This window comes from Photobacterium sp. CCB-ST2H9, from assembly GCF_023151555.2.
Lineage (GTDB): Bacteria > Pseudomonadota > Gammaproteobacteria > Enterobacterales > Vibrionaceae > Photobacterium.
This window is the reverse complement of the sequence record NZ_CP100425.1, coordinates 659822-686058: the sequence shown is the minus strand read 5'-3', so window position 1 is coordinate 686058 and position 26237 is coordinate 659822. Positions and strand designations below refer to the sequence as shown.

Here is a 26237-nt window from a genome sequence, read left to right as displayed (position 1 = left end):
GCTAAAAACGCACTTATTAAAGGCGTGTAAAGTCATTTATGAGCGCCACAGCCATCAAAACGACCAAAATCGCTGAGCCAAGCCGGTAACCAATCTCCTGAATTCGCTCTGAGACCGGACGTCGCGTCACTGCTTCAATGGCAAAAAAGAGCAGATGACCACCATCCAGTACCGGCAGAGGCAACAGGTTCACAATACCCAGGTTGACACTGATTAAGGCCAGAAACCCTAAAAAGTACACAATGCCATAATCGGCGGTTGTTCCGGCGCCTTTGGCGATGGAAATCGGACCGCTTAAGTTTTTCAGTGCTACGTCACCGGTCAGGAGTTTCGCCACCATATCAAAGGTAAGCGTCACCAGTTGCCAGGTTTTCTCCGTTGCCGCACCGATCGCATCCAGTGGCCCATACTTTAACTGAAAACGTTGCTCAGCCGGCCATGCTTCAACGACCGGGGCAAAACCAGCATAACCAACCAGCTCTCCGCTGGACAGCTCTTTGGTCCGGGGGGTCAGTGGTGCATGAATCAGCTCTCCGTTACGACGCAGCTGAATATCCAGCACTGTCTCCGGGTTCGAGCGGATAGCATCGACAACCTGATTCCAGTTTGTTATGGGCTGGTTATTGATCGCGACAATCACGTCACCGACCTGAAAACCGGCTTGCTGTGCCGCGCCCTGATCCACCAGCTGACCAATTTCCAGCGTAATCGGTGGTGAAAAAGGCGTGATCCCCAGCGTTGTCAGTATGAGTTCCTTCTCCGGATCAAAAGACCACTCACGCAAATCCAAGCGAAGCGTTTCTTCATAATTTTCATCCGGCGGAACGACGGTCAGGGTCATCTCGTCATCACCAATATGGCTGATCATTGCCATATTGACCGATTCCCAATCCGAAGTTTTGATACCGGAAACAGACTTAAGTTCCATCCCGCTTTCAATCCCCGCCTGCGCAGCAATGGACTGAGGCGCAACGTCACCAATGACAGGTTTGACGGCTGGCACACCTATCAGATACACCACCCAGTAGGCAAAAATGGCAAACACAAAGTTTGCAAGCGGACCTGCAGCCACAATGGCACTGCGTTGCCAGAGCGCTTTATTATTAAAGGCCTGATGACGACGCTCTTCAGAAACGGCTTCAACCCGCTCGTCGAGCATCTTGACGTAGCCCCCCAGCGGGATCATCGCCAGAGTATATTCAGTGCCCTGCTTATCGACCCGGCGCCACAATGGCTTACCGAATCCGATCGAGAAGCGTTCGACATACACCCCGCAACGACGTGCAACCCAGAAGTGTCCGTACTCGTGTACGGCAATCAGAATGCCTAACGCAACGAGAAAGGCTCCCAAGTTCCACAAAATACCAATCATTTAGTCACCTTATGAATCACTTGCTGCGCAAGCTGTCGGGCTGTTGCATCCAAAGCTAAGACACAATCCAGACTACGAGGCTCACTTAAATCAGCCCGTTCCAGTACCTGCTGATTGACACGCGCGATATCGGTAAACCGTATCGAACCGGCAAGAAAAGCAGCCACGGCTACTTCATTGGCGGCGTTCAGTGTCGTTGTCGCAGCCTGTCCACTGTAACACGCGTCAATCGCCAGTTGCAGACACGGATAACGCGACATGTCCGGTGCCATAAACGTAAACTCGCCAATCTTTGTAAAGTCGAGCGGTTTCACCCCGGCTTCAACCCTTTCCGGATAAGCCATCGCAAATGCAATCGGGGTCTGCATATCCGGCAGTCCCAGCTGCGCCAGTACCGAGCCGTCTCTGTACTGTACCATCGAATGAATCACCGACTGAGGATGAATCAGGACTTCAAGCTGTTCTCTTGAAGCATTAAACAGCCAGTGTGCTTCAATGTACTCCAGCCCCTTATTCATCATAGTGGCCGAATCCACAGAAATCTTTGGCCCCATCGACCAGTTCGGGTGGGCAATTGCCATTTCTGGTGTCACCGCATCCAGCTCACGCACATCCGTATAACGGAAGGGGCCGCCGGAACCTGTCAGTAAAATCTTGCTGATCCCGGCCTCAGCGAGATCGCATCGTCCCGGGTTTTGCTGCACTTGTACAGGTAGACACTGAAAAATAGCATTATGTTCACTATCAATGGGTAATAATTCTGCCCCGTATTTCGTCACGGCATCGATGAACATCTGTCCGGACATCACCAGTGCTTCTTTATTTGCAAGCAGAATTCGTTTTCCGGCTTTCACCGCTGCCATGGTCGGCAACAGACCGGCAGCACCAACAATCGCCGCCATGACCGTATCGACTTCATCCAGTGCCGCCACTTCACACATCCCGGCTTCACCGGAGAGGACCCGGGTATTGCTCCCCTGCGCTGACAGTTGCTGCGCCAGGTCTCTGGCAGCCTGCTCACACGCCATGGCTGCATATTTCGGTTTCCACTGGCAGCAGAGTTCAAACATTTTTCGGCTGTCCGTTCCGGCAGCCAGTGCAACCACTTCAAAACGGTCCGGGTTCGCAGCAGCGACTCCCAGTGTACTGGTACCAATCGAACCGGTTGCGCCAAGGATGGTTAATTTACGCATATCTTCACTACTTAATATATACAGACGACTTATAGCCGATATGCCACCGACCAGCTCACACGCCGCTCTCCGGCCTTAAAATCAAAACGGGGGAAGTGGTTACCCGCTTCCCCCGAATCAGGCATTAAATCAGCCAGAGATAGAGCAATGCAAATACAGGCAGTGCCGCAGTCAGACTATCTATTCGGTCAAGGATACCACCATGTCCCGGTAAGATCTGTCCGCTGTCTTTAATTCCCGACACTCGTTTGAGCATACTTTCGACCAGGTCGCCAAAAACCGAGGCAATGACGGTCAGCACTACGGTCGCCAGCAGCGCTCCGCTGTGGCTGAATGGAATACCAAACACCGCAGCTGCGCCCCAGGCCACAACAACAGCCAGGACCACACCACCCGCCAGACCTTCCAGTGTTTTATTCGGGCTGACCTTCGGCGCCATTTTATGACGTCCAAAACGTTTACCGGCAAAATAAGCCCCGCTGTCAGCGGCCCAGACCAGCAGACAGACCAGCATCACCAACTTGGCGCCATAAAACGGAGACTCTGCATAATTGACGGCACGAAGCATCACTACGCCCCAAAAGAAAGGAATCAGCGTCAGCAGACCAAAACAGTAACGAAGCAAAGTCGAGCGGGTCCAGAAGCCGGATTTATCCGGATAAGTGACCACCAGCAGGCAGGCAAACAACCACCAGGCGCCTCCCAGACCCAGCATTGTGTGGTGAGCGGTGTGCAACTCGCCCAAAGCGATCGCATCCGTCGGCAACGCCAGAAAAGATGCCAGAAGAACCAGTACAGGCGGCACCATAGCTAACAGGCGGGAGCGGGTATTTACAAACTGGGTCCATTCCCAGAATCCAGCCAGGGTAATTCCGGCCAGTGCAAACATAAATCCCGAAAAAGGGAGCAGGAAGATCCCGGCAATCACAACAGGGGCCAGAACCAATGCAGTCAAAATTCGTTGCTTAAGCAAGCTTGTTCCTCTCGTTATAATTTATCTTTGTCGCTTCTCAGCAATATCTTGCTCGGTCGCAATTCAACAAGCTACGTGCTTGTTACCAGAATGGCAGCGGGATTCCAGTTTCCACTGCCTCTGGTGCTGCTACTGGCTATTTAGTAGCATTTTTATTTGTTCACCCGTACAGCCAAAACGACGTTCCCGGTTCATAAACCAGGCAATGGCATCAGAGAATGTATCTTCATCAAAATCCGGCCAGAACTGTGGGGTGAAATACAGTTCCGCATAGGCGGTCTGCCAGAGCATGAAATTACTGATCCGGCATTCGCCACTGGTGCGAATGAGCAGATCAACATCAGGAAGCCCGTGGGTCGTCAAACGTTCGGCCAGCATCGCTTCGGTAATATCTTCCGGGGCTAACCCCTGTTCAGCAACTTCACGCGCAAGTGCCTGCGTTGCCTGAATGATATCCCATTGTCCACCATAATTGGCAGCCACGTTCAAAACCATTCCGGTATTGTTAGCCGTCAGTGTTTCTGCCGCCGCAATTTTATCTTGCAGGCGCTGACTGAAACGGCTGATATCGCCGATAATTTTCAGGCGGATGTTATTTTTGTGCAGGCGCTTTACTTCCCGACCTAAGACAGTCAGAAATAGCTCCATCAACAGAGACACTTCGTCTTCCGGGCGACGCCAGTTCTCACTGCTGAATGCAAACAGTGTGATTACCTGAATCCCAAGGCGGCTCGCAACAGAGACAGTTTTTCGTACGGCTTCCACACCGGCTTTATGGCCAAACACTCGCGCTTTGCCCTTCGCTTTTGCCCAGCGGCCGTTCCCATCCATGATGATGGCTACGTGCTTGGGCAGCTTCTGAGCATACCATTCAGTGTTGGTTGTAGGCTCTGCCATACATTTCCCTCAACAAAAAAGCGCCGTGCTGCACGCACAGCGCTTCAGAGCTTATCAAGCTAAAGTCGAACCGAAGTCAGGAAATCCTTATACTTCCATCAACTCTTTTTCTTTCGCTTCCAGAATGGCATCGATTTTCTTAACAGCAGCATCGGTCAGCTTCTGGATATCGTCCTGAGCACGACGATCGTCGTCTTCAGAGATTTCTTTATCTTTCAGCAGCGCTTTCACATCTGCATTCGCATCACGGCGGATATTACGTACTGCAACACGGCCTTGTTCTGCTTCCGCACGAACGATCTTCACCAGATCTTTACGACGTTCTTCCGTCAGTGGCGGCAGTGGTACGCGAATCACGGTGCCAGCAGATGAAGGGTTCAGACCCAAATCAGACATCATGATGGCTTTTTCAATTTTAGGCGTCAGTTCTTTGTCAAAAACAGTAATCGCCAGGGTACGCGCATCTTCAGCGATGACGTTTGCAACTTGACGCAACGGCGTATTGGAGCCGTAGTATTCAACCTGAATGCCGTCCAGCAAACTTGGGTGTGCACGACCAGTACGCACTTTTGCCAGTTGAGTTTTCAGTGCTTCAACACTTTTTTCCATGCGCGTTTGCGCATCAGTTTTAATTTCGTTAATCACGTTTGTACCCTTGAATAGTCGGTCTCAGTGAGGGAGGCAGTCCCCCACCCTATCAATATCTTGCGTCCTTAGTCGCCATTGGCGATCAAGGTACCTTCAGCTTCACCCATGACCACTTTGCGCAGTGCTCCCGGCTTATTCATGTTAAACACACGAATTGGCATGCCGTGATCACGTGCCAGCGTGAATGCTGCGAGATCCATGACTTTCAGTTCTTTTTCCAGAACGTCCTGATAACCTAGCTTATCATATAGAACAGCTTCTGGGTTTTTAACTGGATCTTCGCTGTAAACACCGTCTACTTTTGTGGCTTTCAGCACAACATCGGCTTCAATTTCAATACCACGCAGACACGCAGCAGAGTCTGTTGTAAAGAAAGGATTCCCTGTACCGGCAGAGAAAATAACCACACGGCCCTGACGAAGCTGACTGATGGCTTCCGCCCAATTATAACTGTCACACACACCATTCAGCGGAATGGCTGACATTACTTTCGCGTTCACATAGGCACGGTGCAGTGCGTCACGCATGGCCAGGCCATTCATCACGGTTGCCAGCATACCCATGTGATCGCCCACAACTCGGTTCATACCCGCAGCAGCCAGACCTGCACCACGGAACAGATTACCACCACCGATAACCAGACCCACTTGTACGCCCAGCTCTACCAGTTCTTTGATTTCCTGAGCCATGCGGTCCAGAACATGTGCATCAATACCAAAACCTTCGTCGCCCTGCAGCGCTTCACCGCTCAGTTTCAGCAGGATCCGTTGATAAGTCGGTTTAGGATTTGTGGTCATTTATTGTACCTTCCAGGCTTACTATAGAGATATGGAGTTGTAAAAAGACCGTAGCCTTGGCCACGGTCTTCGAATGAGCAATTCGCGAAGGATTAACCTTTCTGCGCCAGAGCTACTTCTTCTGCAAAGCTCAGGCCTTCGGCTTTCTCGATACCTTCACCAACTTCCAGGCGGATGAAGTTAGAAACAGAAGCACCGCTTTCTTTCAGAACATCACCAACAGATTTCTTAGGTTCCATGATGAAAGGCTGGCCAGTCAGAGACACTTCGCCAGTGAACTTCTTCATGCGGCCTTCAACCATCTTCTCAGCGATTTCTTGAGGCTTGCCTTCGTTCATTGCGATTTCAACCTGAACTTCACGCTCTTTCGCAACAACTTCAGCTGGTACGTCTTCTGGATTCACGTACTCTGGACGTGAAGCAGCAACGTGCATTGCAATGTGCTTCAGGGTTTCGTCTTCGCCGTTACCTGCAACAACAACACCGATGCGGTCGCCGTGACGGTAAGAAGCAACTTTCTCGCCTTCGATGTAAGCAACGCGACGGATAGAGATGTTCTCACCGATTTTCGCAACCAGTGCAACACGCTTCTCTTCGAACTGTGCTTGCAGAGCTTCAACGTCAGCTTTGCTTGCCAGTGCAGCATCAGCAACTTCGTTTGCGAAAGCCAGGAAGTTACCGTCTTTAGCAACGAAGTCAGTCTGGCAGTTTACTTCGACCAGAGCAGCTACGCTGTCATTGTTCTTGATGATGATAGAACCTTCAGCAGCGATGTTACCTGCTTTCTTAGCCGCTTTAGCAGCACCGCTCTTACGCATGTTCTCGATGGCCAGCTCGATGTCTGCATTGGCTTCAACCAGAGCTTTTTTACATTCCATCATGCCTGCGCCAGTACGCTCACGCAGTTCTTTAACCAGGGCAGCTGTAACTGTTGCCATTGTTATATCCTCAGTTTTTAAATCTTGGTGTAAAAATCAGGGGCCTGAGAGCGGCCCCTGTTAACCATACTTAGTTTACACAAGGTAACTTAAGATGCTCAAAGGAGCGACTGATTACTCAGCTTCTACGAAACCGTCTTGCTCAGCCTGGGCAACGATGTCCTGGTTACGAGCTTCAGTAACGGTTGTCGCTACAGCGCCTGTGTACAGCTGGATAGCACGGATTGCGTCATCGTTACCTGGGATAACGTAATCAACGCCGTCTGGGTTAGAGTTAGTATCTACGATAGAGAATACTGGGATACCCAGGTTGTTCGCTTCTTTGATAGCGATGTGCTCGTGATCAGCATCGATAACGAACATAGCGTCTGGCAGACCGCCCATGTTCTTGATACCGCCCAGAGATTTCTCCAGTTTTTCCATTTCACGAGTACGCATCAGCGCTTCTTTCTTAGTCAGCTTGTCGAAAGTACCGTCAGTAGACTGAGTCTCCAGGTCTTTCAGACGCTTGATTGACTGGCGAACAGTTTTCCAGTTAGTCAGCATACCGCCCAACCAGCGGTTGTTCACATAGTACTGGTCACAGCTGATAGCAGCTTCTTTGATAGATTCGCTGGCTGCACGCTTAGTACCAACGAACAGGATTTTACCCTTGCGAGCAGCGATCTTGTTGATCTCAGCCAGCGCTTCGTTGAACATTGGTACAGTTTTCTCAAGGTTGATGATGTGCACACGGTTACGAGCACCGAAGATGAACGGCTTCATCTTAGGGTTCCAGTAACGGGTTTGGTGACCAAAGTGAACACCAGCCTTCAGCATGTCGCGCATTGATACAGTTGCCATTGAATATTCCTCAATTGGGGTTAGGCGTCCACATATCCCATGCTACCGACCCTTGACTGCATAACAGCCGACTTAACATTAAGCCTTGGGCACCCCGGAGCACGTGTCGATATGTGTGAGTGATTAATAAAATAACGTTTTTTGTAATCTGACCCGCCGGGTTAATTTTCATCAACGCACAATCTGGCAAATTACGGCGCGCTTTATACCATATTTTTGCCGTCAAAATCCAGCCTAATCTCCCCCGCATCGGCAAAGCCAGTTTCCATCTGGTGCATGCGCTGATACCATATTAAGTATAGAGACTGATAGGGTAGAGAAGTTCGCATGAGCATTAAGATCAAGACGGCAGAAGAAATCGAAAAGATGCGCGTCGCTGGCCAGCTGGCCGCAGAAGTGCTGGAAATGATTGAGCCGTATGTCAAACCTGGCGTATCCACTGAAGAGCTGGACCGGATTTGCCATCAATACATCACGGAAACCCAGGATGCTATCCCGGCTCCGTTGAACTACCACGGTTTCCCGAAATCCATCTGTACCTCCATCAATCACGTGGTTTGCCACGGCATTCCGAGTGAGCAGGATGTACTGAAAGACGGTGATATCATCAACATCGATATCACGGTGATCAAAGATGGTTACCACGGCGATACGTCGAAAATGTTTGAAGTCGGCGAAGTCTCACTGGAAGATAAACGCCTGTGCCGTGTGGCTCAGGAAAGCCTGTACCAGGCCATCAAGAAAGTGAAACCTGGGACGAAGCTGGGTGAGATTGGCACAACGATTCAGAAATTCGTGAAAAACGGTAACAGCCGTTTCACGATTGTCCGCGACTACTGTGGTCACGGCATCGGGGATGAGTTCCACGAAGAACCGCAAGTCGTTCACTATAAAAATGCAGACCGCACCGTGCTGAAAGCCGGGATGTGTTTTACCATTGAGCCGATGATCAACGCGGGTAAATTCGGTTGCATCCTCGATGACGATGATGGCTGGACAGTTTATACTGTGGACGGCAAGAAATCAGCACAGTGGGAGCACACCCTGCTGGTCACCGAGACCGGTTGTGAAATCCTGACTCTGCGGAAAGAAGAATCACTGCCACGCGTGATGAAAAACGCCTAACAATCTGCAGTAGTCCGCTACTGATAAAGACATCTAAGCCAGCATTCTGCTGGCTTTTTTGTTCCCCCGTTTCAGGCTAGAGTAAAGGAAAGTACAACTGGGCATGGACTGCAATGACACAGACTCAATCTGATACCACGATGAACGGTGACCACATTCATCCGTTACGTGCTGCGCTGAAGCAGGAACTGGAACAATTCAACGCACAGCAGCAACTCCTGTTTGCTCAGCACGTGCCGGTGACCGAACTGGTTGAAGCCCGGGCAACATGCATTGATGGTTTACTCCGCCATCTCTGGCCTGTTTTCGAGCTGGACCAACGCGATGATCTGTCTCTGGTTGCGGTGGGCGGTTACGGCCGGGGAGAACTGCATCCGTTATCCGATGTCGATATTCTCCTGCTGAGCAGTACGCCGCTGGATGCTCATACCGGGAAGCAAATCAGTGAATTCCTGACGCTTTTATGGGATCTCAAACTGGAAGTCGGTCACAGCGTCCGCACCATTGAAGAGTGCATCAATATTGGTCTGGAAGATCTGACCGTCGCGACTAACCTGCAGGAAGCCCGCCAGCTTTGCGGCAGTGAAGACAGCTTTCTGCAGCTGCAGGAGCAGGTCAACTCAGGTAAATTCTGGCCCAGTGAAGCGTTCTACCGTGCCAAAGTAGAAGAGCAGCGGGTTCGGCACGCCCGCTACCACGACACCACCTATAATCTCGAACCGGACATCAAATCCAGCCCCGGCGGCCTGCGCGATATTCATACGCTGAGCTGGGTTGCTCGCCGTCATTTCGGTGCCACCAATCTGCTGGAAATGAGCCGGTTCGGCTTTCTGACCGACGCCGAATACCGCGAGCTCTATGAATGCCAGGCATCCCTCTGGCGGATCCGGTTTGCCCTGCACAGTGAGCTGAAACGTTACGACAACCGGCTCACCTTCGAACATCAGGCTTCAGTCGCTCAGAAACTGGGCTATACCGGTGACGGCAACAAGCCAGTCGAAATGATGATGAAAGAGTTCTACCGTACGCTGCGCCGGGTGGCAGAACTCAACAAAATGCTGCTGCAGCTGTTTGACCAGGCCATTCTGAAAAATGGCAATGCACAAACCACAGTCGATCTGGATGAAGATTTCCGTTTGGTCGGTCCGTTAATTGAAGCACGCAAACCCGCCCTGTTTCAGGCCCGGCCGGAAACGATTCTCGATATGTTCCTGCATGTGGCACGTAACTCAGAGATTGATGGAATTTCCGCACCCACCCTGCGTCAGCTGCGAACTGCCCGCCGCCGGCTCAACCGTTTTCTGGTCGATATCCCGGCCGCGCGCGAGAAATTCATGGAGCTGGTCCGCCAGCCCAATGCGCTTAACAAGGCTTTTCGCCTGATGCATCGTCATGGGGTACTGGCCGCTTATCTGCCTCAGTGGAGTCAGATCGTCGGTCAGATGCAGTTCGACCTCTTCCACGTCTACACCGTGGATGAACACAGCGTGCGCCTGCTGAAACACATGAACAAGTTCAGCGATCCGGCCAACCGCGAACTGCATCCGATCTGCTGTGAAGTCTATCCGCGGATCATCAAAAAAGAACTGCTGATTCTGGCTGCGATTTTCCACGATATTGCCAAAGGGCGCGGCGGCGATCACTCCGAACTGGGTGCCGACGATGCCTATAATTTCTGTATCAACCATGGCCTGTCGCGACCTGAAGCCAATCTGGTGACCTGGCTGGTGAAAAATCACCTGCTGATGTCTGTCACAGCCCAGCGCCGCGACATCTATGATCCGGATGTGATTACCGAGTTTGCCAAAGTCGTCCGCGACGAAGAACGACTCGATTACCTGATCTGTCTGACCGTGGCCGACATCTGCGCGACCAACCAGGAACTCTGGAACAGCTGGAAACGGACCCTGCTGGCAGAACTCTACTATTCCACCCAGAAAGCGTTACGACGGGGTCTGGAAAATCCGCCGGATGTCCGGGAACGGATCCGTCACAATCAGCAGATGGCTTCGGCCCTGCTCCGCAGCCAGGGGTTCGCACAGCGTGAAGTCGACGTACTCTGGCAACGCTTTAAAGCCGACTATTTCCTGCGCCATACTCACCAGCAGATCGCCTGGCATGCCGAAGCCCTGCTCAGGCACGACGACCCGAATGCGCCGCTGATCTTGATCAGTAAAAAACCGACCCGCGGTGGTACAGAGGTCTTCGTTTACAGCCCGGATAAGGCAAAGCTTTTTGCCATCGTGGTTGCTGAACTGGATAAAAAGAACCTCAGTGTTCATGACGCCCAGATCATGACCAGCAGAGACGGCTATACGCTGGATACCTTTATGGTGCTGGATCCGAACGGTGATCCGCTGACGGAGAATCGTCATGCCATGGTGCGAGAAGCCCTGATCCACGCGCTGGAAACCATGAGCACAACGCGCCGCCACAAACGGCCTCCCCGGAAACTGCGCCATTTTCACGTGAAAACTCAGGTCGACTTCCTGCCGACAAAAACCGGCAAGAAAACCATGATGGAGCTGGTCGCGCTGGATATGCCCGGCCTGCTGGCACGGATTGGTTCTGTCTTTGCCGATCAGAACGTCAGTCTGCAGGCCGCGAAAATCACCACGATCGGTGAACGGGCGGAAGACTTTTTCATTCTGGTAAATGAAGCCGGTCAGCAACTGTCCGCCGAACAGGAACAGGCACTGAAAGCGGCACTAATTGAACGCATCGACGACGCTGCCTGAGCCCCGCCCGTCAGCTCAGGCTGGCGGGTATAGCCCTGAATCCTTCACGCAGATTCTGCGCTGGGTTCAAGATTTACCCCGGATTAATTGCTAGAGTAATCCCATCCTGCATCAATCAATACTGCTGATTACGCCACCTGCCGCATATTGTTGTATTGGATGCGAAGCTTGACTGAATCACACGAGGCCGCCATGTATCCGAACCTTACCAGCCTGGGCATTGAACACCCTGAACGCATTGAGAGCTACAGCCTGCGTCAGGAAGCCGCAAACGACATTCTGAAGATCTATTTTGCAAAAGAGAAGGGAGAGCTTTTTGCCAAAAGCATGAAGTTCAAATTTCCCCGTCAAACCCGCTCTGTCGTCGTCAACAGCGGCAACCGGGAAGCAAAAGAGTTTTCGGAAATCAACCGCAAACTGACATTTGTGACCGATGAGCTGGACCGAATCACCAACAAACGCCACAACGATGTAGATATCAAGAAAAAGATTCTGGCGGACTTACGTCACCTTGAGCAGGTGGTCACGCATAAGATTGCCGAGATCGAAGCCGATCTGGAAAAACTGAAATAAACAAGCAACTGATGCCGCCGTAAAACAGCGGCATCGTGTTATTATTTGACTTTATTCATGAAGTTTTTCAGCCAGGGAAGCGCAGCTTCGGTCGCATCAAAATTCACACAGGCATCAATATCCAGCCGTTCTGTCACAGATTTGGCCTGCAGTTCCTGCAGCAGCGCATCAAACTGACGGCCACCGCCACAGTATCGGTCTTCACCATAACTGGAATCCCCCATGGCGATCACACCGTAATTCAGAGCAGGCATCAGCGGAAACTGATCATTCAGCGCGGTAAACAGCGGCAACAGATTTTCCGGAAGTTCGCCCTGCCCTGTGGTCGAGGTAATCACCAGTGCCACCTGATCACGATAAGCCAGAAAATCTTCCAGACTCGGTTCAATAAACATTTCGGCCTGGTGACCATTGGCTTTCAGCTCACTGACAACTTCTTCAGCGACTTCTTCAGCCCCACCAAACACCGAACCCACAAAAACACCAATATTTGCCATCAAAGTCACGCCTCACTCCCTGTCTGAAAATCAATGACCTGCGTTTACTCTGGCGCGGCTTCCGGCCAGATGCAAGTCTCAGTTGCAATTGCGCGATCCCGTTGTCAAAAATGCTTTAAGCATCCAGATGGGACACCGGCCAGTCAAACGCCTGCATCACCCGTTGCCAGGCTTCATCAACTGTCGCACATATCTTCAGAGAATGACCGGTCACCGGGTGGAATAATTCCAGTGATGACGCATGCAGCATCAGGCGATGGCAGTCGAATTGCTCCCGGAACATGCGGTTATGTCGTCCGTCACCGTGATTCACGTCACCGATAATATGGTGACTGAGGTGGTGCATATGACGGCGCAACTGGTGTTTACGCCCGGTCTCCGGTTTCATTTCCACCAGGGTGTAACGGCTGCTCGCATAACGGCCGACAGGGATCGGCATTTCGACTCTGGCGATCGGGCGATAAGCTGTGACTGCTTCCTGCGGTGCTTTATCCTGACGGGCTCGTTTATCATCCAGCTTATCCAGCTCTTCTTTGAGCGGATAATCCAGCACCGCCGCTTCTTTCACCCAGCCCCGCACCACCGCATGATAAGTTTTCTTCACTTCACGCCCGGCAAATTTCGGCATCATCTGCGCCGCCATTTCACTCGAGAGCGCGAACAGCAACACGCCGGATGTCGGCCTGTCGAGCCGGTGCAGCGGGAATACATGCTGCCCCCCCAGCTGATCACGCAGGGTCTGCATCACAAAACGAGTTTCATGACGGTCCAGCCAGGAACGGTGTACCAGCATGCCCGATGGCTTATTCACAGCCACCAGATATTCATCCTGATACAGGATTTCCAGCTCAATTGGCGGTTCTGTGACTGACTCAGTGGCGGGCTCACTCATTGAATCGCACCTCCCAGCCAGTGATCCAATTCATTGATTACCGGCAGCACACCGGCCAGTGCCGGAGTCAGCTTGGCGGCTTCTTCGGCATAAGGGTAAATACTGAACTGAGTCGGCAACGGCAGGCGCTCTTCCACCAGATGATGCATCCGCGGCAGAAAAACCCACTGCAGCCATTCAGCACAACTCAGGGTATCCACAGCAAATGGCAGCGTGCTGGTCAGCGCAACTTCATCGGGGGATTCATCCTGCCACAGGTCATGCGCACGCAACTGCTGCTCCAGTGCCGTCATTAAACGGGCGGTTTTCTCATAAGGGTCCAAAACGGTACTCCTGAAACAATACGGGCACAGGGCTTGACCTCTGCCGGACAACTGGCGCGCAAGGATACCATCTTCTGCTGCAACTCCCTATAATGCGCCACCATATGCGTTAAAAACCGAGGAGCTCGATTGCATGTCCATGGATAAATTTCACACCCTGACCCAGTTGCTGGATAACGCTGGCTGCCAGTATAAGATTTATGATCTTGGCCGCCGGGTCAGCGAGATCGAGCGGGAAACTTTCAAAGCAGTCGAGGATAACCGCCAGCCGTATCCATGGCCGCTGCAACAGCACGCCCACCTGTCGATTTCCTTCTGGCAACAGAATAACCCGCCGTGGATCTGGTTTCTAAAACTGCCGCTTGATGAGCGCGGGCTTTTGAAACAAGCCGCTGTCGGCGACTTCATTAAATACGTCATCGAAGCGATGGGTGCGACCCTGAACGCGGTGCCGACAGAAGAAGAGCAGGAAAAACTGGCGGCAAACCCTTATACCTTCAAACCGAAAGACGACAAGATGGCGATTTTCCATGCCCATCTGCGACAACAACTGTCCCTGCCGGCCAGCCAGTACTACGAGCACGCGCAGCTCTACCTGAGCGGCAAGCTGGCCTGGGATCAATGGCAGGGTGTGGGTTTACAGGGGCTGGCTGATGTCTGCGCCCGAATGAAACAGGAAAACAACGCAACCTGGTTACGCAAAGCCATTCATCATCTGCCGATGACGCCGTTGTACGCGCTGCTGGGCTGTCTGGAACACTGTGATTTGCCACCCGCACTGACTGAACGGCTGATTGAGCGGATGACGCTGGAGCTCTCGTCTGAAGAAGCCGATATTTTTCTGCTGACGGCGCTGGTTCGCGCCCTGTCCGGTGCCGAATCCGGAAGGCTGCATGAAACGGTCAGGAAGCTGCTGAACCAGCCTGAACTGTGCCACCCGGAGATGATGGTCGCTATTGCGGGCCGGTGCTGGAAAGGACTGGCTGATACAGAGACTGCCGGACTGTACCTGCTGCGTCTGGCACAGACGCAGGACCAAACGTTGTTTAACCAGCTGTTTGCCGATCTGGTGATGCTGCCGGCTCTGCGGGGAATCATGCTGCAGGTCCTGCACAGCGAGGCTAATCCTGAACTGACTGAAGCGATCACCCGCTTACAGCAAGCCGCACGCGGCCAGTAAGCCGTCACTTACAAAAAAGGAATAGAACCAAGGATGGAGAATTTACTCATTATACTGGCGCTGGCCTTCGCGGGTTACCTGTTCTGGCAGCAACGCCGGCAAAGTGAACTGGCGCAGCAGTTTATTCACCAGCGCTGCCAGCAGCTCGGCTTACAGCTGCTGAGTGTTGCCCGGGGAGCACACCGCCTGAAAGACGATGCCGGCAACTGGACCTGGCAGACGCTTTACCTGTTCGAGTTTTCCGCGGATGGTGCCGATGCCTATCAGGGTTGTGCAACCTTCCGGGGAATGAGACCTGTACAGTTTTACGTCCCGCCGCATCATATGCCGGGTTGAAGTGCGCATTCTGACTGGCGACCAAATAAAACGGGCGCAACTTGCGTTGCGCCCTTAGGTCTTACTTGCAGCATTCCCGCTACTGAGTGGCTCCCTGCCTCAATCCATCGATGCGCCGGAATCCGTCGGCGATATTCCATTTGGCGTTCATCCTGAACGTGTCCGTTGATCTCCTGATCCGTTACTTCATCCTGAAATAACTCTCTTCGACCGTCCTGGCGGTGTCCTTGCTTTCGTTCTGAAAGTGTCCTGTCTCATCCTGAGCAGCCCCATCCTGGTGACTGCAACCGGCATCCTGCCATGTCCTGAACTGTCCTTAGCGCAAGAGCTGTCCTCGCCCTCACTATCATCCCTAACCGACCCTGCTCCCTGGCCGTTATCCTGTTCCAAAATGTCAAATCCTTCGACACTTCTAAGACTACGACAAATCGAAGGCGAACACAGTATGGCGAAACGACGAAAAAAAGGCACCATCGTCATTGAATTAAAAGAAATAACTTAAAAAATTGTATTTAAAGACAATTTATATAGAGTGTGCGTAGATTGACTGACCCTTAAACTCAGATTTCTCACGTTTTTGTGAGAGATCTCTTACAGAGAGACGAGCAAAAACAGAAGAAACATAAGGCACCGGCTTTCATACTCAAAGATGAGAATACCATTTTCCTGAGAAACAGATTCTCAACTGCAAGACAATGAGGCTATATGGATGGAGCTCTATGGTTTGGTTCAGACAATAGAAAGGCTGGTTTTCATGCGGTTGGACGCGGCTGGCGGGGCACCAATAAAAGAATGGGCGCAACTTGCGCTGCGCCCTTAGGTCTTACCTGTAGCATCCTACTACAACGGTGCTCCCTGCATCATTCCTTTGTATGCTGAATCCTTCAGCGCTTCCCTTATTGAACTTCGTCCTGAAGTGTTCCCTGGTCTCCTGACCCGTTAATCCGTCCTGAATTAACTCTCAACAGCCTTCCTGGCGGTGTCCATCGCTTCTGCCCTGAAGCATCATCCTTGTGTCATCCTGACGGCAAACATCCCGTTTGCACTGATTGCGTCCTGCAACCTCCGAATCTTCCCTGTCAGTTTTCTTCCTGAAAACCTGTCTCATCCTGAGACCGCCGATTCCGTGGCGCCAGTTCCTGTTCCGTGTCAGTTCCTTCCGACAGAGTTAAGATTACGCGATATCCGATTCAGAACAAGCAACTGTCTGATGGTAATCTTTTCAATGACACAAATATCAAAAACAAAAAATAAAGGTAAACACTTGAAAGAAAACGACTTTAATACAAAGCTAAAGTCATCATCTGTCAACTGATTTCAATTTCTCCTACACATTTGTAAGCGATCTCTCACAAAGGGCTCAGACGAAATGCCGATTATTCCCCACTATACTTAAGGCAAACACGACTAGGGGAATGTCACCATGGAAACTTTCAGCCACGATTTACCCAGCCTCTTCAACCAGTTAGGCTTAAATTCATCCAAAGAGTCCATCGAAAGCTTTATCCGGGATCATCATTTGCAGCAGAACGAAACTATCACCCAGGCTGATTTCTGGCAGCCCTCCCAGCGCCGGTTTCTGAACGAATCGATCGCAGAAGATGCCGATTGGTGCGAAGTGATTGATCAGTTGGATACATTGCTACGAAAATAAGCCAACGATCCCTCAATTTCAGGAAGAAATGATGTCCTCAGCAATCACTGAAGCATTAGAAAGCGCCATTCAATCTCTGATGGCCGAAGGTAAAGAACCAAGCGTTGCACTGGTGAAGGCACGCCTGCGCGAACCGCTGCCAATGCCCGTCATCATTCAGGCAATCAAAAGCTGGAAACAGCACGCCAAAGTACCGAAGATTACCGAAACACCAGCAGCAACAGCCAGCGACAGCGAACGCATTGCTCAGCTTGAAGCACAGGTGGCCAGCCTGACCTCACGCCTCGCCGCGCTGGAAACAGCGATTCAGGCCAAATAAATCAGTCTTACCTGACCTGGCTGAAAAAAACGCCCGCTCTTCTTCGGAGCGGGCGTCTCTTTGTTACTGGTAATTTGTTACTGGTAATCCCAGGAAAGGTTTGAGACCAGACGGCAAGGGTCGCATTTAAAATGGAAAATCCCGTGAATCGGTTCCTCTAGGCGCCAAGGCTGACCGCATTTCGGACAAGGCCGGTTTGCTTCTTCTGCCAGACTGACACCCCCGACTCTGTACTGGTAATAATACGTCGGTACCTTGGTCAGGTGTTCAATCCGGCCCCGCAAATCCCAGCCGCGCCGGAATAAATCACTGTCCGCATCGCGAATTTCATGCAAGGCTGCATGTTCGGCCTGACAGCCACCGGCCATCTGAATTTCATCGCAGGCCTGCCATTCGGTCTGCCATTTCACCACAGCCTTGTGATCCCCGTTAAAGGTTGCCGGGATCCGGTATAAGGGTATCGGCAGTAAAGAATCTCCGCTGCGCAAGGGCGAACAGGTGTGCACATAAGTGGTATACAGCACCTGCCAGCCGGGCGATTCTTCGGCGGTTGCTTCAGAGTTGATATCCCGGCCCAGAACTTTGATTTTCGGGGCCAGCAGACCGGCCTGAGAGAGCCGGTTCATAGAGGCCTTCACCTGAGGACTGTGGAACTGACTGTGCAGGCTTTGTTTTTCCGGACAGACAGCCCGTACTTTAAAGACCGCTTCATCCATGACCACAGGAAACTCACGGCCCAGGACCTGACCGTTGTACCTCAGCGCATCCATCAAACCATTGATCGCCTGCTCAACGGCAGAAATCGTCGTGTTATCAAAGCATTCAAACTGCAATTCGATGACATACATGGTTTAACTTACCCTGACCACAGGTTCCAGCTGGCGAAGAAAACTGGCCACATCTTCCGCCAGAACCTCACGCTCCGACTGACCCAGAGTTTCCAGAATGACATTCCCCGTCAGATTGCAGACGGCAATGACCTGATGCTCAGAGGCCATCACCCCGATAAAAACGGTCGGTTTCAGTTTCAGACGACGCTGGGTCACCAGATGGCCCAGAATATTTTCCTGTAACCGCTGATGGTCCGATTCGCTGAATGCCTGCAGCAAATCCAGTTCCAGGTCCTGAAAACGGGCCGCCATGTCGCCACTGAAATAGCTGCCGTAAAACGCCTGAATGTCGGCGTGCAGACGGAGTTCAATCCCCTGTTCAACTGCGGCCAAATCACCTGCCGGCTCTCGGACCACCGGCTGCCAGAACACCGTATCGCCACTGTCACGAACCACACAGGGCGATGCCAGGCCAATCAGATCGCTGCTGCATGGCTGGCTGGCCTGATCATAAGACCAGGCTTTCATAAAACGGGAAGAAAAATCGGCCAATGCGGCCGTAACCGGATGATTCATTCGCAACCTCAAGCAAGATTCAGTAAACTTTGCCTATTGTAATCCAAGTGTGTGTGTCCAGGACAATATGAGCAAATACAAAGACGCGAAAGAACTAGCCGGTTTAACTCTTGGCCAAAAAAGTGAATACAAAGATCAGTATGATCCTTCCCTGCTGCAGGCAGTGCCACGCAAACTGAACCGCGATGACTTGGCGCTTGGTGATGAATTGCCCTTTACCGGGTATGACATCTGGACCCTGTACGAACTGTCCTGGCTGAACAGTAAAGGACTGCCGCAGGTTGCAATCGGTGAAGTGCGTCTGCCCGCCGGCAGCCCGAACCTGATTGAGTCCAAATCTTTCAAGCTGTATCTGAACAGCCTGAACAACACGCGTATCGAAAGCTGGCAGGAAGTTGCTGATATGCTGCAGAAAGATTTGTCTGCCTGTGCCGGTTCTGACGTCGATGTGACGATCCAGCCGCTGAGTGATTTCACCGCGCAGCCGATTGTCGATTTCAGCGGCACCTGCATTGATGATCAGGACATTGAAATTGATAGTTTCGACTTTGACCCGGGCCTGCTGGCAAATGCCGCTGAAGGCGACGTTGTCGAAGAAATCCTGCACAGCCATCTGCTGAAATCCAACTGTCTGATCACCAGCCAGCCGGACTGGGGCAGCGTACGGATTTCGTACAAAGGGAAACAGATCAACCGGGAAAAGCTGCTGCGTTATCTGGTGTCTTTCCGCAACCACAATGAGTTCCATGAACAATGTGTCGAGCGTATCTTCACGGACCTGCTGCACTTCTGCCAGCCTGAGTTACTGACGGTTTACGCAAGATATACCCGTCGTGGAGGTCTGGATATCAACCCTTACCGAACCAATCAGGGCAAAACACCAAGCGACAATGATCGTCTGGCCCGACAGTAGTTCTGAGTTCAACTTGTCTTGCAAGTCCGGCAAATCACTCTAGTTTGCTGGACTTGAGGACCTGAGCCAGTAATATGAGGGCCGTGTTTCCTGATGGATAAGTGCTCTATGAACTGTCGTGACTGGCTCTTCAGCATTCTGTTCTGCTTTCTGACTGCCCTGCCCGTGCAGGCAAAAATCTATGCCACCCCGATTCTGGCCGATGCAGACCTGCTGCTGGAAACCAGCCCTGAAAAAGCGCTGGAAATTACCAACCGCTACCTGAGCCAGCGTCAGATGAGCATCCCTGTCGACAGTTCGCGCGTACATGTAAGCGAAGAAACCGACCATTCTATCCGCACCCCTCTCAGTACTATTAATGCGCTCCAGATTAAAGCCAGAGCATTGTCCCTGCTGAACCGGCAACCCGAAGCCATTCAGATCATCCGGGAAGCCGAGGCACTGGCGATCAGCAATGAATTCAGCTACACCCTGCTGGAAACTCAGCTGATCCATGCCGACATTCTCTGGCAGGGACTCGGCGATGCCACCTCTGCGAGCGACCTGCTGAACAAAACGGACCAGGCGATTGCCGGTGATGAAAAGCTCCAGCGCAGTGAGCAGGTGAAAGTCCTGCAGTACCATCTGCTGATGCTTCGCGCAGATATTGAATCCACGCTGGGCGATGAACGCAAAGCCGAAAAAATGTTTACCCGCGCCAAGCGTGATCTGTCTGAACTGAATGAGCCCAAAGAAGAAATCAACTTCCTGCTGAGCCACGGCCGTCATTATCTGAGGCATCAGCATTATGATCTGGCGCTGGACCGTCTGCTCAGTGGTTACTGGCTGGCTCAGGAACAGGAAGACCACGGCAAAGTGGCCGTGGCCAACCTGGAACTGGGAACGCTCTATGAAGAGCGGAAAGTCTTCGACAAAGCGCTGGAACACGCCACTCAGGCGGGAGAATTTTTTGAGCACTTTAACCGAACGATTCCGCTGGCAAGAACTCTGGCACTGATCGCCAGTATCTATGAACAGCAAGGCCGCTACAATTTGGCGCTGGTGCACTATTTCAATGCACTGGATCAGGAAAATCAGCTGCGTCTGCAGCCTCGTTCAGCCCGTCTGCGCCTGAGTATCGCCCGGGTCTATCTGAAACTGTATAACTACCCCAAAACCGAACAATACCTCCATCATGCCCGGCAACTGGCTCAAGAAAGCGATGATGAGATCACCCTGATTCAGTCTCAGTTACTCCAGGGTCAGCTTGAACTGGCTGAAGAAAGAACGCCGCAGGCAATTTCGACCATCCAGTCGGCTCTGCTTGCTGCCAGCCGCCTGCAGAAACCCCAGCCCGCACTGCAAATGATGGGGGAAGCCAGCCTGTCTGCAGCCTTTGAAAAACAAAAAGACTATTACAATGCTCTGCTCAGCCAGCGCCGCTATGAGCAGCTGCAAGCCTCCATGCAGGAAAATCAGGTCAAAAGTAATGTCGAAGTGTTTCGTCAGCAGCAGCGGATTATGGCGCGCTCGCTGAAACTCGAAGAACTCGAGCGTCAACAGTTTGAACAGGAAAAGGCGCTGTATCAGCAGAAAAACCTGACTACCGTCTTACTGATCGGCTTATTGCTTTCCCTGCTGCTGCTCTGGTATCGCAATCGTTCCGCACATCAGTGGCGTCGCCGCCTCAAGCTGTTACGTGATGAATTCTACACGCACCCGCGCAGCGGTCTGCGCAATCTGCGAATGCTCAATGCAAGACTGTCGAACTCATTGCAGCAAAGCAGCGCCCATTTTGAACAATGGCATCTGGGCGAAATCATCAATGAGCCCCTGAGTGACCGGCTCCGCTTTGCGCTGTTTGAAGTACCGCTACTCAAACATGTCTATTTGCAGCATGGCTATCAGCAGGGACTGGCACTGGAACGCGAGTTCGGTGACTACCTGAATGCCCAGATTTGCGAACCCGCACGCCTGTACCATTTCTCTGATGCCATGTTTTTATATATTGAGCCGAATTCGCGACTGGAAAGTGCGCCCAAACAGCTGGCCGATTCCATTCAGCAACTGGTCGATCATTTCATGGCTGAAAAACAGCTCGACAGCCGGGTTCGCATCGGCATGGCGGAATATCCGTTTCTGCCCCGCGCCTATACGGCCATCAATGACCAGGAGCTGATTGATATTCTGCTGATGGCCACCCAGGCCGCCCGTCAAATCAGTAAAGCCGAGTCGGGCAGCCAGTGGGTGCATCTGAGTGCCATCGATGCCGCACCTGCCGCCAGCTTTGCCGGAGACAATATTCGTCATGCCTGCATTCAGGGAATGGATAAGGGACTGGTCAAAGTTCAGACATCTTCCCAGCAGGAATATGACTGGAGCAAACACCTCTGAAGAAAAAACACTCGGTATTACTGCTATTTAGGTCTACTAAGATCACGAAAATGTATAAAAAACACGCGAGCGTTTGTGTCCGGGAAAACAAGCCGTTAATAATGTTCAACCCGGCAGGAATTTTTTGCTAACATCCGGTATCGCTCTGTGAGTTGTACTGAGCGAAGGAAGTTCAGATAAGGTAATCATTAGTCAACGTGGCAACGAATGTTGACGCAGCTTCTGAAGTGAGTAAGTTGAAGCTGCGCTTGGATCAGGCTCAATTGTCATATCGCGATGCGTCGTTAAAGTCACGTCGTGAGATCGTCATTTTAAAGCGTCTGATTGCCCGTATGGCTGTCGCCTGCCGAGGACTGGATGTCGACCTGGACAAGCGTCTGGAAACATTGCGCCGGGATCTGGAGCAGAACAAAGACATCAGTAAAATTGTGCCGCATCTGGCACAGGTGGAACGCCTTTTGCTGCGGCAAACGCCAACCCATACAACCATAGAACGGCTGGCGGGCCTGATACAGCAAAGTTCCGAGAGTCTGAAACGCATTCCTGCCCTGCCGGTTCAGCTCAAACGCGACCTTCATGATTTACTCTCCCAGTCACCCGCTTCACTGAACCACAGCCACCAGCAAATTACTCAACTGTTCGGCCTGTACGACCGTGCTCTGAAGCTCCTGACCGTTCCGGTCAGTGTCGAGCGGGAGTCGCTCACCAAAGACAGTGACCTGCACCGGAAGCTCTGTCATGAGCTGCAGCAAATCATTACTGAGCTGGATGCGGAAGGGGAATCTGGTGAGCAGCTCCTGACCATCCGTCATCAGTTGCTCAAAGGCGTGACCACCCTTTCCCTGGTTGAACTCTGCCTGGAAGTACTCCGCCTGGCACTGGATGCATTTGTCAGTGAAAGACGCCATGCGCAGAAGTTTCTGGATGTGATCAGCGGCGATCTGGCTGCGCTGGAACAGACCACCCGCCAGGCTGTTGAACAAGGGTTAGCACTGTACAATCACCGCTCGGAACTGACTTCTGAGCTGGGACAACTGTCCGATCGCTTCCATCAGGCTCTGGCCCAGCACAGCAATCTGGAAAACTGGCGCAGTGCCGCGCAGGATTTGGATCAGTCTTTCAGACATCTGGTTGAGCGCCAGCGTGCCCTGGAAAACCGCGAACAATCCTTACTGGAGCAGCTGCACTATCATCAGAGCCGTGCAGAACAACTCTATCAGCAGACACAGGATCAGCACCGACAGATTGAAGATCTGCAGCGACGGATATTTCAGGACCCGCTGACCCGGGTCTACAACCGGGCCGCCTTCCAGGATCGTCTGGAACATGAATACCGTCGGTGGATTCGCTATCAGCATCCGCTCTGCCTGGCCGTGGTCAATCTGGACCACTTCAGCGAACTGAATGACAACTATGGTTTCCAGGCCGGTGATAAAGTCCTCAGAATCATTGCCCGGACACTGCGCCAGCAGTTAAGGGACACCGACTTTATCGCCCGGGTCAGCAACGATGAATTCATGCTGATCCTGCCGGAAATGACAGAAACGGAAAGGCATCGCCGCTTATCGAACATTCGCGAAAGCATCTTCCAGTTACCCTTCCGTTTTCGCGAAAAAAATGTTTCGGTCACGGCATCTATGGGGGCCACCCTGTTTGATGACAACGACACGCCGAGCAGCGTGATCGAACGCAGCCAGAAAGCGCTGAGCAGTGCCAAAAATGCTGGCCGGAATCACCTGATCTGGATTGCTTAACAGCTGATTTTAAACTCAATAACGCAGCATTTCGCATCTAACCCACTGCTGTACAAACGCTTTTTTTTCAGACTTCCTCTAGTCAAACTCTGGATGCCTGTGTATGTTGAATAATACGGGCAGGGAAAAATGTCCGATATTTCTCTCCGTGAAGCGACCATTGTCCGCACGCGGAAAGACAAATACCAGGTGAGAGCTGCTGCCCGACGTAGTTTGCTCTGACTGGTATGAGGTACAGGCGCTTTGATGGCCTGTATTTATCTCCAGGGAGGTAAACATGATTACACATATCAGTCCGGTTGGGGCAATGACACTGCTATCGCAACTGGAAGTCGAAAGGCTGAAAGCGACCGCAGCCAGCGATCTCTATCGCCTGTACCGCAACTGTTCGCTGGCTGTCCTGAACTCAGGGAGCCACAGCGATGATTCCAGTGCCCTGCTGGAAAGACACAAATCCTTTGACATTAACGTCCTCCGAAGAGAGCGCGGCATCAAACTCGAACTGAAAGATCCGCCAGAGCATGCTTTCGTCGATGGCAAGATCATTCGCGGTATTCAGGAACACCTGTTTGCCGTCTTGAGGGATATCATTTACGTCAACGTACACGTTCAACAACGCAATGATCTGAATCTGACCAGTGCGCCGCATATTACGAATTTTATCTTCAGTATCCTGCGTAACGCCCAGACGGTCCGGTCACGTGAAGATCCCAGTATTATCGTTTGCTGGGGCGGCCACTCCATTAATCCTGAAGAGTACCAGTACACCCGGGATGTCGGCCATCAGCTGGGGCTGCGTGAAATGAATATCTGCACCGGCTGCGGCCCCGGTGCCATGGAGGGTCCGATGAAAGGTGCCGCGATCGGCCATGCCCAGCAACGTTACGGCAAAAGCCGTTTTATCGGCCTGACGGAACCTTCAATTATTGCAGCCGAACCGCCAAACCCGATTGTGAACGAACTGGTCATTATGCCGGATATCGAAAAACGTCTGGAAGCTTTTGTCCGGGTTGGCCACGGGATTGTCATCTTCCCTGGTGGTGCCGGGACCGCCGAAGAGCTTCTCTATATCATCGGGATCCTGATGCACCCCGATAATCAGGATCAACCATTGCCAGTGGTGCTGACCGGGCCGAAGAGCAGCGAACTCTATTTCAGAACGCTCGACAACTTTATCCGCGATACGCTGGGAGAAGAAGCAGCCAAACTATATCAAATCGTGATTGATGATCCGGCGCAGGTGGCCCGTATCATGAAAGCAGCAATGCCGCTGACCAAGGAACACCGCCAGGAAACCGGCGATGCGTACTGTTATAACTGGTCACTGAAAATTCCGCCGGAATTTCAGCTACCGTTTGAGCCGACACATGAAGCCATGGGAAGTCTGGATCTGCAACTTAACCAGCGTCCGGAACAACTGGCAGCGAATTTGCGCCGAGCCTTTTCCGGGATTGTGGCGGGAAATGTCAAAGAAGAAGGGATCCGGGAAATCGAGCGCAAAGGACCCTTTTTAATCAACGGCGACCCGTCGCTGATGAAACGTATGGACAAACTACTGAAAAGTTTCGTCGCCCAGCAACGTATGAAACTGCCCGGCAGCGAGTACATTCCCTGTTATCGCATCCTCACCCACCCCGACATGGTGAAATAATTTGCCATGCAACGTAGAATACAGGGCCAGCTGGCCCTGTTTTTTATTGAATATTATGTCTATACATCTTGTCGTCATTGATGCCCTCAACCTGATCCGCCGTGTTCACGCCGCCCAACCCGGCGAGCCGGACATCGCAAGCACCAGTAAAGTCTGCTGCCAGGCACTGAGTAAAATTATTGCTGTCAGTCAGCCGACCCACATTGTGGCGGTATTTGACCACCATGGAGACGACAGAGGCTGGCGTGCCGAATTGCTGCCCGGCTACAAAGAAGGCCGCAAACCAATGCCGGCTGAGCTTCAGACGGGTATGGCGCAGATTCAGGATGATTTTATGGCACTTGGCGTCGACTCATTGCTGTCCGACGGCGATGAAGCCGACGATCTGATTGCGACGCTGGCGCTGAAAGTCGCCGATCACGGCGGCCAGGTGACGATCGTATCCACCGATAAGGGCTACTGCCAGCTGTTACGCCCAACCGTAATGATCCGGGATTACTTCCAGCAACGCTGGCTCGACAGCCCGTTCATTGAAAAAGAATTTGGCGTGCGTCCGGAGCAACTGCCGGATTACTGGGGACTGGCCGGGATCAGCTCCAGTAAAATCCCGGGCGTTCCGGGCATCGGGCCGAAAGCTGCCTGTGAACTGCTACGACAGTATCCGGATCTGGAAAGCATTCTAACGGCAGCGGATCTGCCGGAGAAATGGCGTAAGAAAATTGAACCTGCTCAGGACAGTGCCAGAGCAAGCAAAGCCGTTGCACGGCTGAAAACCGACTTGCAGCTGGGCTTTAATTTACAGGATATCCGATATCAGACGGCGGGCTGAGTGCCCGCCATCC

General features: G+C 52.1%; 25 protein-coding genes. 12 read left to right on the top strand and 13 right to left on the bottom strand.

The annotated features are described in order from the left end of the window. Positions 1-16 precede the first annotated feature (16 nt). From rseP to rpsB, 8 genes are all read right to left on the bottom strand, one after another. Positions 17-1372 carry a sigma E protease regulator RseP gene (rseP, locus tag L4174_RS03215; RefSeq protein WP_248144145.1) on the bottom strand — a complete coding sequence of 452 codons (1356 nt, stop codon included), beginning with the start codon at positions 1370-1372 and terminating at the stop codon, positions 17-19. Continuing rightward, complete coding sequence (ispC, locus tag L4174_RS03210) at positions 1369-2565, bottom strand: 1-deoxy-D-xylulose-5-phosphate reductoisomerase (protein ID WP_248144144.1); 1197 nt, start codon at positions 2563-2565, stop codon at positions 1369-1371. The genes rseP and ispC overlap by 4 nt, the downstream gene beginning before the upstream one ends. A 124-nt stretch (positions 2566-2689) precedes the next feature. Beyond that, positions 2690-3538 carry a phosphatidate cytidylyltransferase gene (locus L4174_RS03205; protein ID WP_248144142.1) on the bottom strand — a complete coding sequence of 283 codons (849 nt, stop codon included), beginning with the start codon at positions 3536-3538 and terminating at the stop codon, positions 2690-2692. Between the two features lie 129 nt (positions 3539-3667). Further along, positions 3668-4435 carry an isoprenyl transferase gene (locus tag L4174_RS03200; protein ID WP_248144141.1) on the bottom strand — a complete coding sequence of 256 codons (768 nt, stop codon included), beginning with the start codon at positions 4433-4435 and terminating at the stop codon, positions 3668-3670. A gap of 87 nt (positions 4436-4522) precedes the next feature. Beyond that, positions 4523-5080, bottom strand: a complete 558-nt coding sequence (frr, locus tag L4174_RS03195) for a ribosome recycling factor (protein WP_248144140.1) — start codon at positions 5078-5080, stop codon at positions 4523-4525. 68 nt (positions 5081-5148) lie between these two features. Beyond that, a complete protein-coding gene (pyrH, locus tag L4174_RS03190; protein WP_036755939.1) occupies positions 5149-5880 on the bottom strand; it encodes a UMP kinase in 732 nt (243 codons plus the stop codon). A gap of 92 nt (positions 5881-5972) precedes the next feature. Further along, positions 5973-6818 (bottom strand): translation elongation factor Ts, encoded by an 846-nt coding sequence (tsf, locus tag L4174_RS03185; RefSeq protein ID WP_248144139.1) that lies wholly within the window; start codon positions 6816-6818, stop codon positions 5973-5975. A 114-nt stretch (positions 6819-6932) separates the two neighbouring features. Continuing rightward, entirely contained in the window at positions 6933-7661 is a 729-nt protein-coding gene (gene rpsB / locus L4174_RS03180) for a 30S ribosomal protein S2 (protein WP_248144138.1), read from the bottom strand. A gap of 327 nt (positions 7662-7988) precedes the next feature. On the opposite strand from rpsB, the gene map reads away from it, so the two are divergent. The 3 genes from map (at position 7989) to L4174_RS03165 (ending at position 12097) form a co-directional block, all read left to right on the top strand. After that, positions 7989-8786, top strand: a complete 798-nt coding sequence (map, locus tag L4174_RS03175) for a type I methionyl aminopeptidase (protein ID WP_248144137.1) — start codon at positions 7989-7991, stop codon at positions 8784-8786. 113 nt (positions 8787-8899) lie between these two features. Beyond that, a complete protein-coding gene (glnD, locus tag L4174_RS03170) occupies positions 8900-11524 on the top strand; it encodes a bifunctional uridylyltransferase/uridylyl-removing protein GlnD (RefSeq protein WP_256549372.1) in 2625 nt (874 codons plus the stop codon). Between the two features lie 192 nt (positions 11525-11716). Further along, complete coding sequence (locus tag L4174_RS03165; RefSeq protein WP_248144136.1) at positions 11717-12097, top strand: DUF3461 family protein; 381 nt, start codon at positions 11717-11719, stop codon at positions 12095-12097. Between the two features lie 41 nt (positions 12098-12138). On the opposite strand, the gene L4174_RS03160 is transcribed toward L4174_RS03165, so the two are convergent. From L4174_RS03160 to L4174_RS03150, 3 genes are all read right to left on the bottom strand, one after another. Continuing rightward, positions 12139-12594 carry a flavodoxin gene (locus tag L4174_RS03160; RefSeq protein WP_248144218.1) on the bottom strand — a complete coding sequence of 152 codons (456 nt, stop codon included), beginning with the start codon at positions 12592-12594 and terminating at the stop codon, positions 12139-12141. A gap of 115 nt (positions 12595-12709) precedes the next feature. After that, a complete protein-coding gene (truC, locus tag L4174_RS03155) occupies positions 12710-13486 on the bottom strand; it encodes a tRNA pseudouridine(65) synthase TruC (RefSeq protein WP_248144135.1) in 777 nt (258 codons plus the stop codon). Further along, complete coding sequence (locus L4174_RS03150; RefSeq protein WP_248144133.1) at positions 13483-13809, bottom strand: YqcC family protein; 327 nt, start codon at positions 13807-13809, stop codon at positions 13483-13485. Before L4174_RS03150 ends, truC begins: the two co-directional genes overlap by 4 nt. 133 nt (positions 13810-13942) lie before the next feature. Here L4174_RS03150 and L4174_RS03145 point away from each other — a divergent pair, with 133 nt between their 5' ends. From L4174_RS03145 to L4174_RS03130, 4 genes are all read left to right on the top strand, one after another. Then, a complete protein-coding gene (locus L4174_RS03145; RefSeq protein WP_248144132.1) occupies positions 13943-14989 on the top strand; it encodes a DUF3549 family protein in 1047 nt (348 codons plus the stop codon). Positions 14990-15022: 33 nt separating this feature from the next. After that, on the top strand, positions 15023-15325 hold the full coding sequence (locus L4174_RS03140) for a DUF3301 domain-containing protein (protein ID WP_248144131.1): 303 nt from the start codon (positions 15023-15025) through the stop codon (positions 15323-15325). A gap of 1423 nt (positions 15326-16748) precedes the next feature. After that, positions 16749-16979: a DUF2789 domain-containing protein gene (locus tag L4174_RS03135; RefSeq protein WP_248144130.1), complete on the top strand. Its 231-nt coding sequence runs from the start codon at positions 16749-16751 to the stop codon at positions 16977-16979. A 28-nt stretch (positions 16980-17007) separates the two neighbouring features. After that, on the top strand, positions 17008-17298 hold the full coding sequence (locus tag L4174_RS03130; protein WP_248144129.1) for a hypothetical protein: 291 nt from the start codon (positions 17008-17010) through the stop codon (positions 17296-17298). 77 nt (positions 17299-17375) lie between these two features. Here the strand turns inward: L4174_RS03130 and L4174_RS03125 are convergent, their stop codons facing one another. Together L4174_RS03125 and syd are read right to left on the bottom strand one after the other, a co-directional pair. Then, complete coding sequence (locus L4174_RS03125; protein ID WP_248144128.1) at positions 17376-18146, bottom strand: Zn-ribbon-containing protein; 771 nt, start codon at positions 18144-18146, stop codon at positions 17376-17378. Between the two features lie 3 nt (positions 18147-18149). Beyond that, positions 18150-18704 carry a SecY-interacting protein gene (syd, locus tag L4174_RS03120; protein ID WP_248144126.1) on the bottom strand — a complete coding sequence of 185 codons (555 nt, stop codon included), beginning with the start codon at positions 18702-18704 and terminating at the stop codon, positions 18150-18152. Between the two features lie 67 nt (positions 18705-18771). Here syd and queF point away from each other — a divergent pair, with 67 nt between their 5' ends. The 5 genes from queF (at position 18772) to xni (ending at position 26224) form a co-directional block, all read left to right on the top strand. Next, on the top strand, positions 18772-19617 hold the full coding sequence (gene queF, locus L4174_RS03115) for an NADPH-dependent 7-cyano-7-deazaguanine reductase QueF (protein ID WP_248144124.1): 846 nt from the start codon (positions 18772-18774) through the stop codon (positions 19615-19617). 108 nt (positions 19618-19725) lie between these two features. After that, positions 19726-21990 carry a GGDEF domain-containing protein gene (locus L4174_RS03110; RefSeq protein WP_248144122.1) on the top strand — a complete coding sequence of 755 codons (2265 nt, stop codon included), beginning with the start codon at positions 19726-19728 and terminating at the stop codon, positions 21988-21990. 197 nt (positions 21991-22187) lie between these two features. Beyond that, the gene (locus tag L4174_RS03105) at positions 22188-23744 is read left to right on the top strand and encodes a diguanylate cyclase domain-containing protein (protein WP_371929369.1); all 1557 of its coding nucleotides are present in this window, start codon (positions 22188-22190) and stop codon (positions 23742-23744) included. A 277-nt stretch (positions 23745-24021) separates the two neighbouring features. After that, positions 24022-25395, top strand: coding sequence for a nucleotide 5'-monophosphate nucleosidase PpnN (gene ppnN / locus L4174_RS03100; protein WP_248144120.1), 1374 nt, complete (start codon positions 24022-24024; stop codon positions 25393-25395). Between the two features lie 55 nt (positions 25396-25450). Next, positions 25451-26224 (top strand): flap endonuclease Xni, encoded by a 774-nt coding sequence (xni, locus tag L4174_RS03095; RefSeq protein ID WP_248144119.1) that lies wholly within the window; start codon positions 25451-25453, stop codon positions 26222-26224. Positions 26225-26237 lie beyond the last annotated feature (13 nt).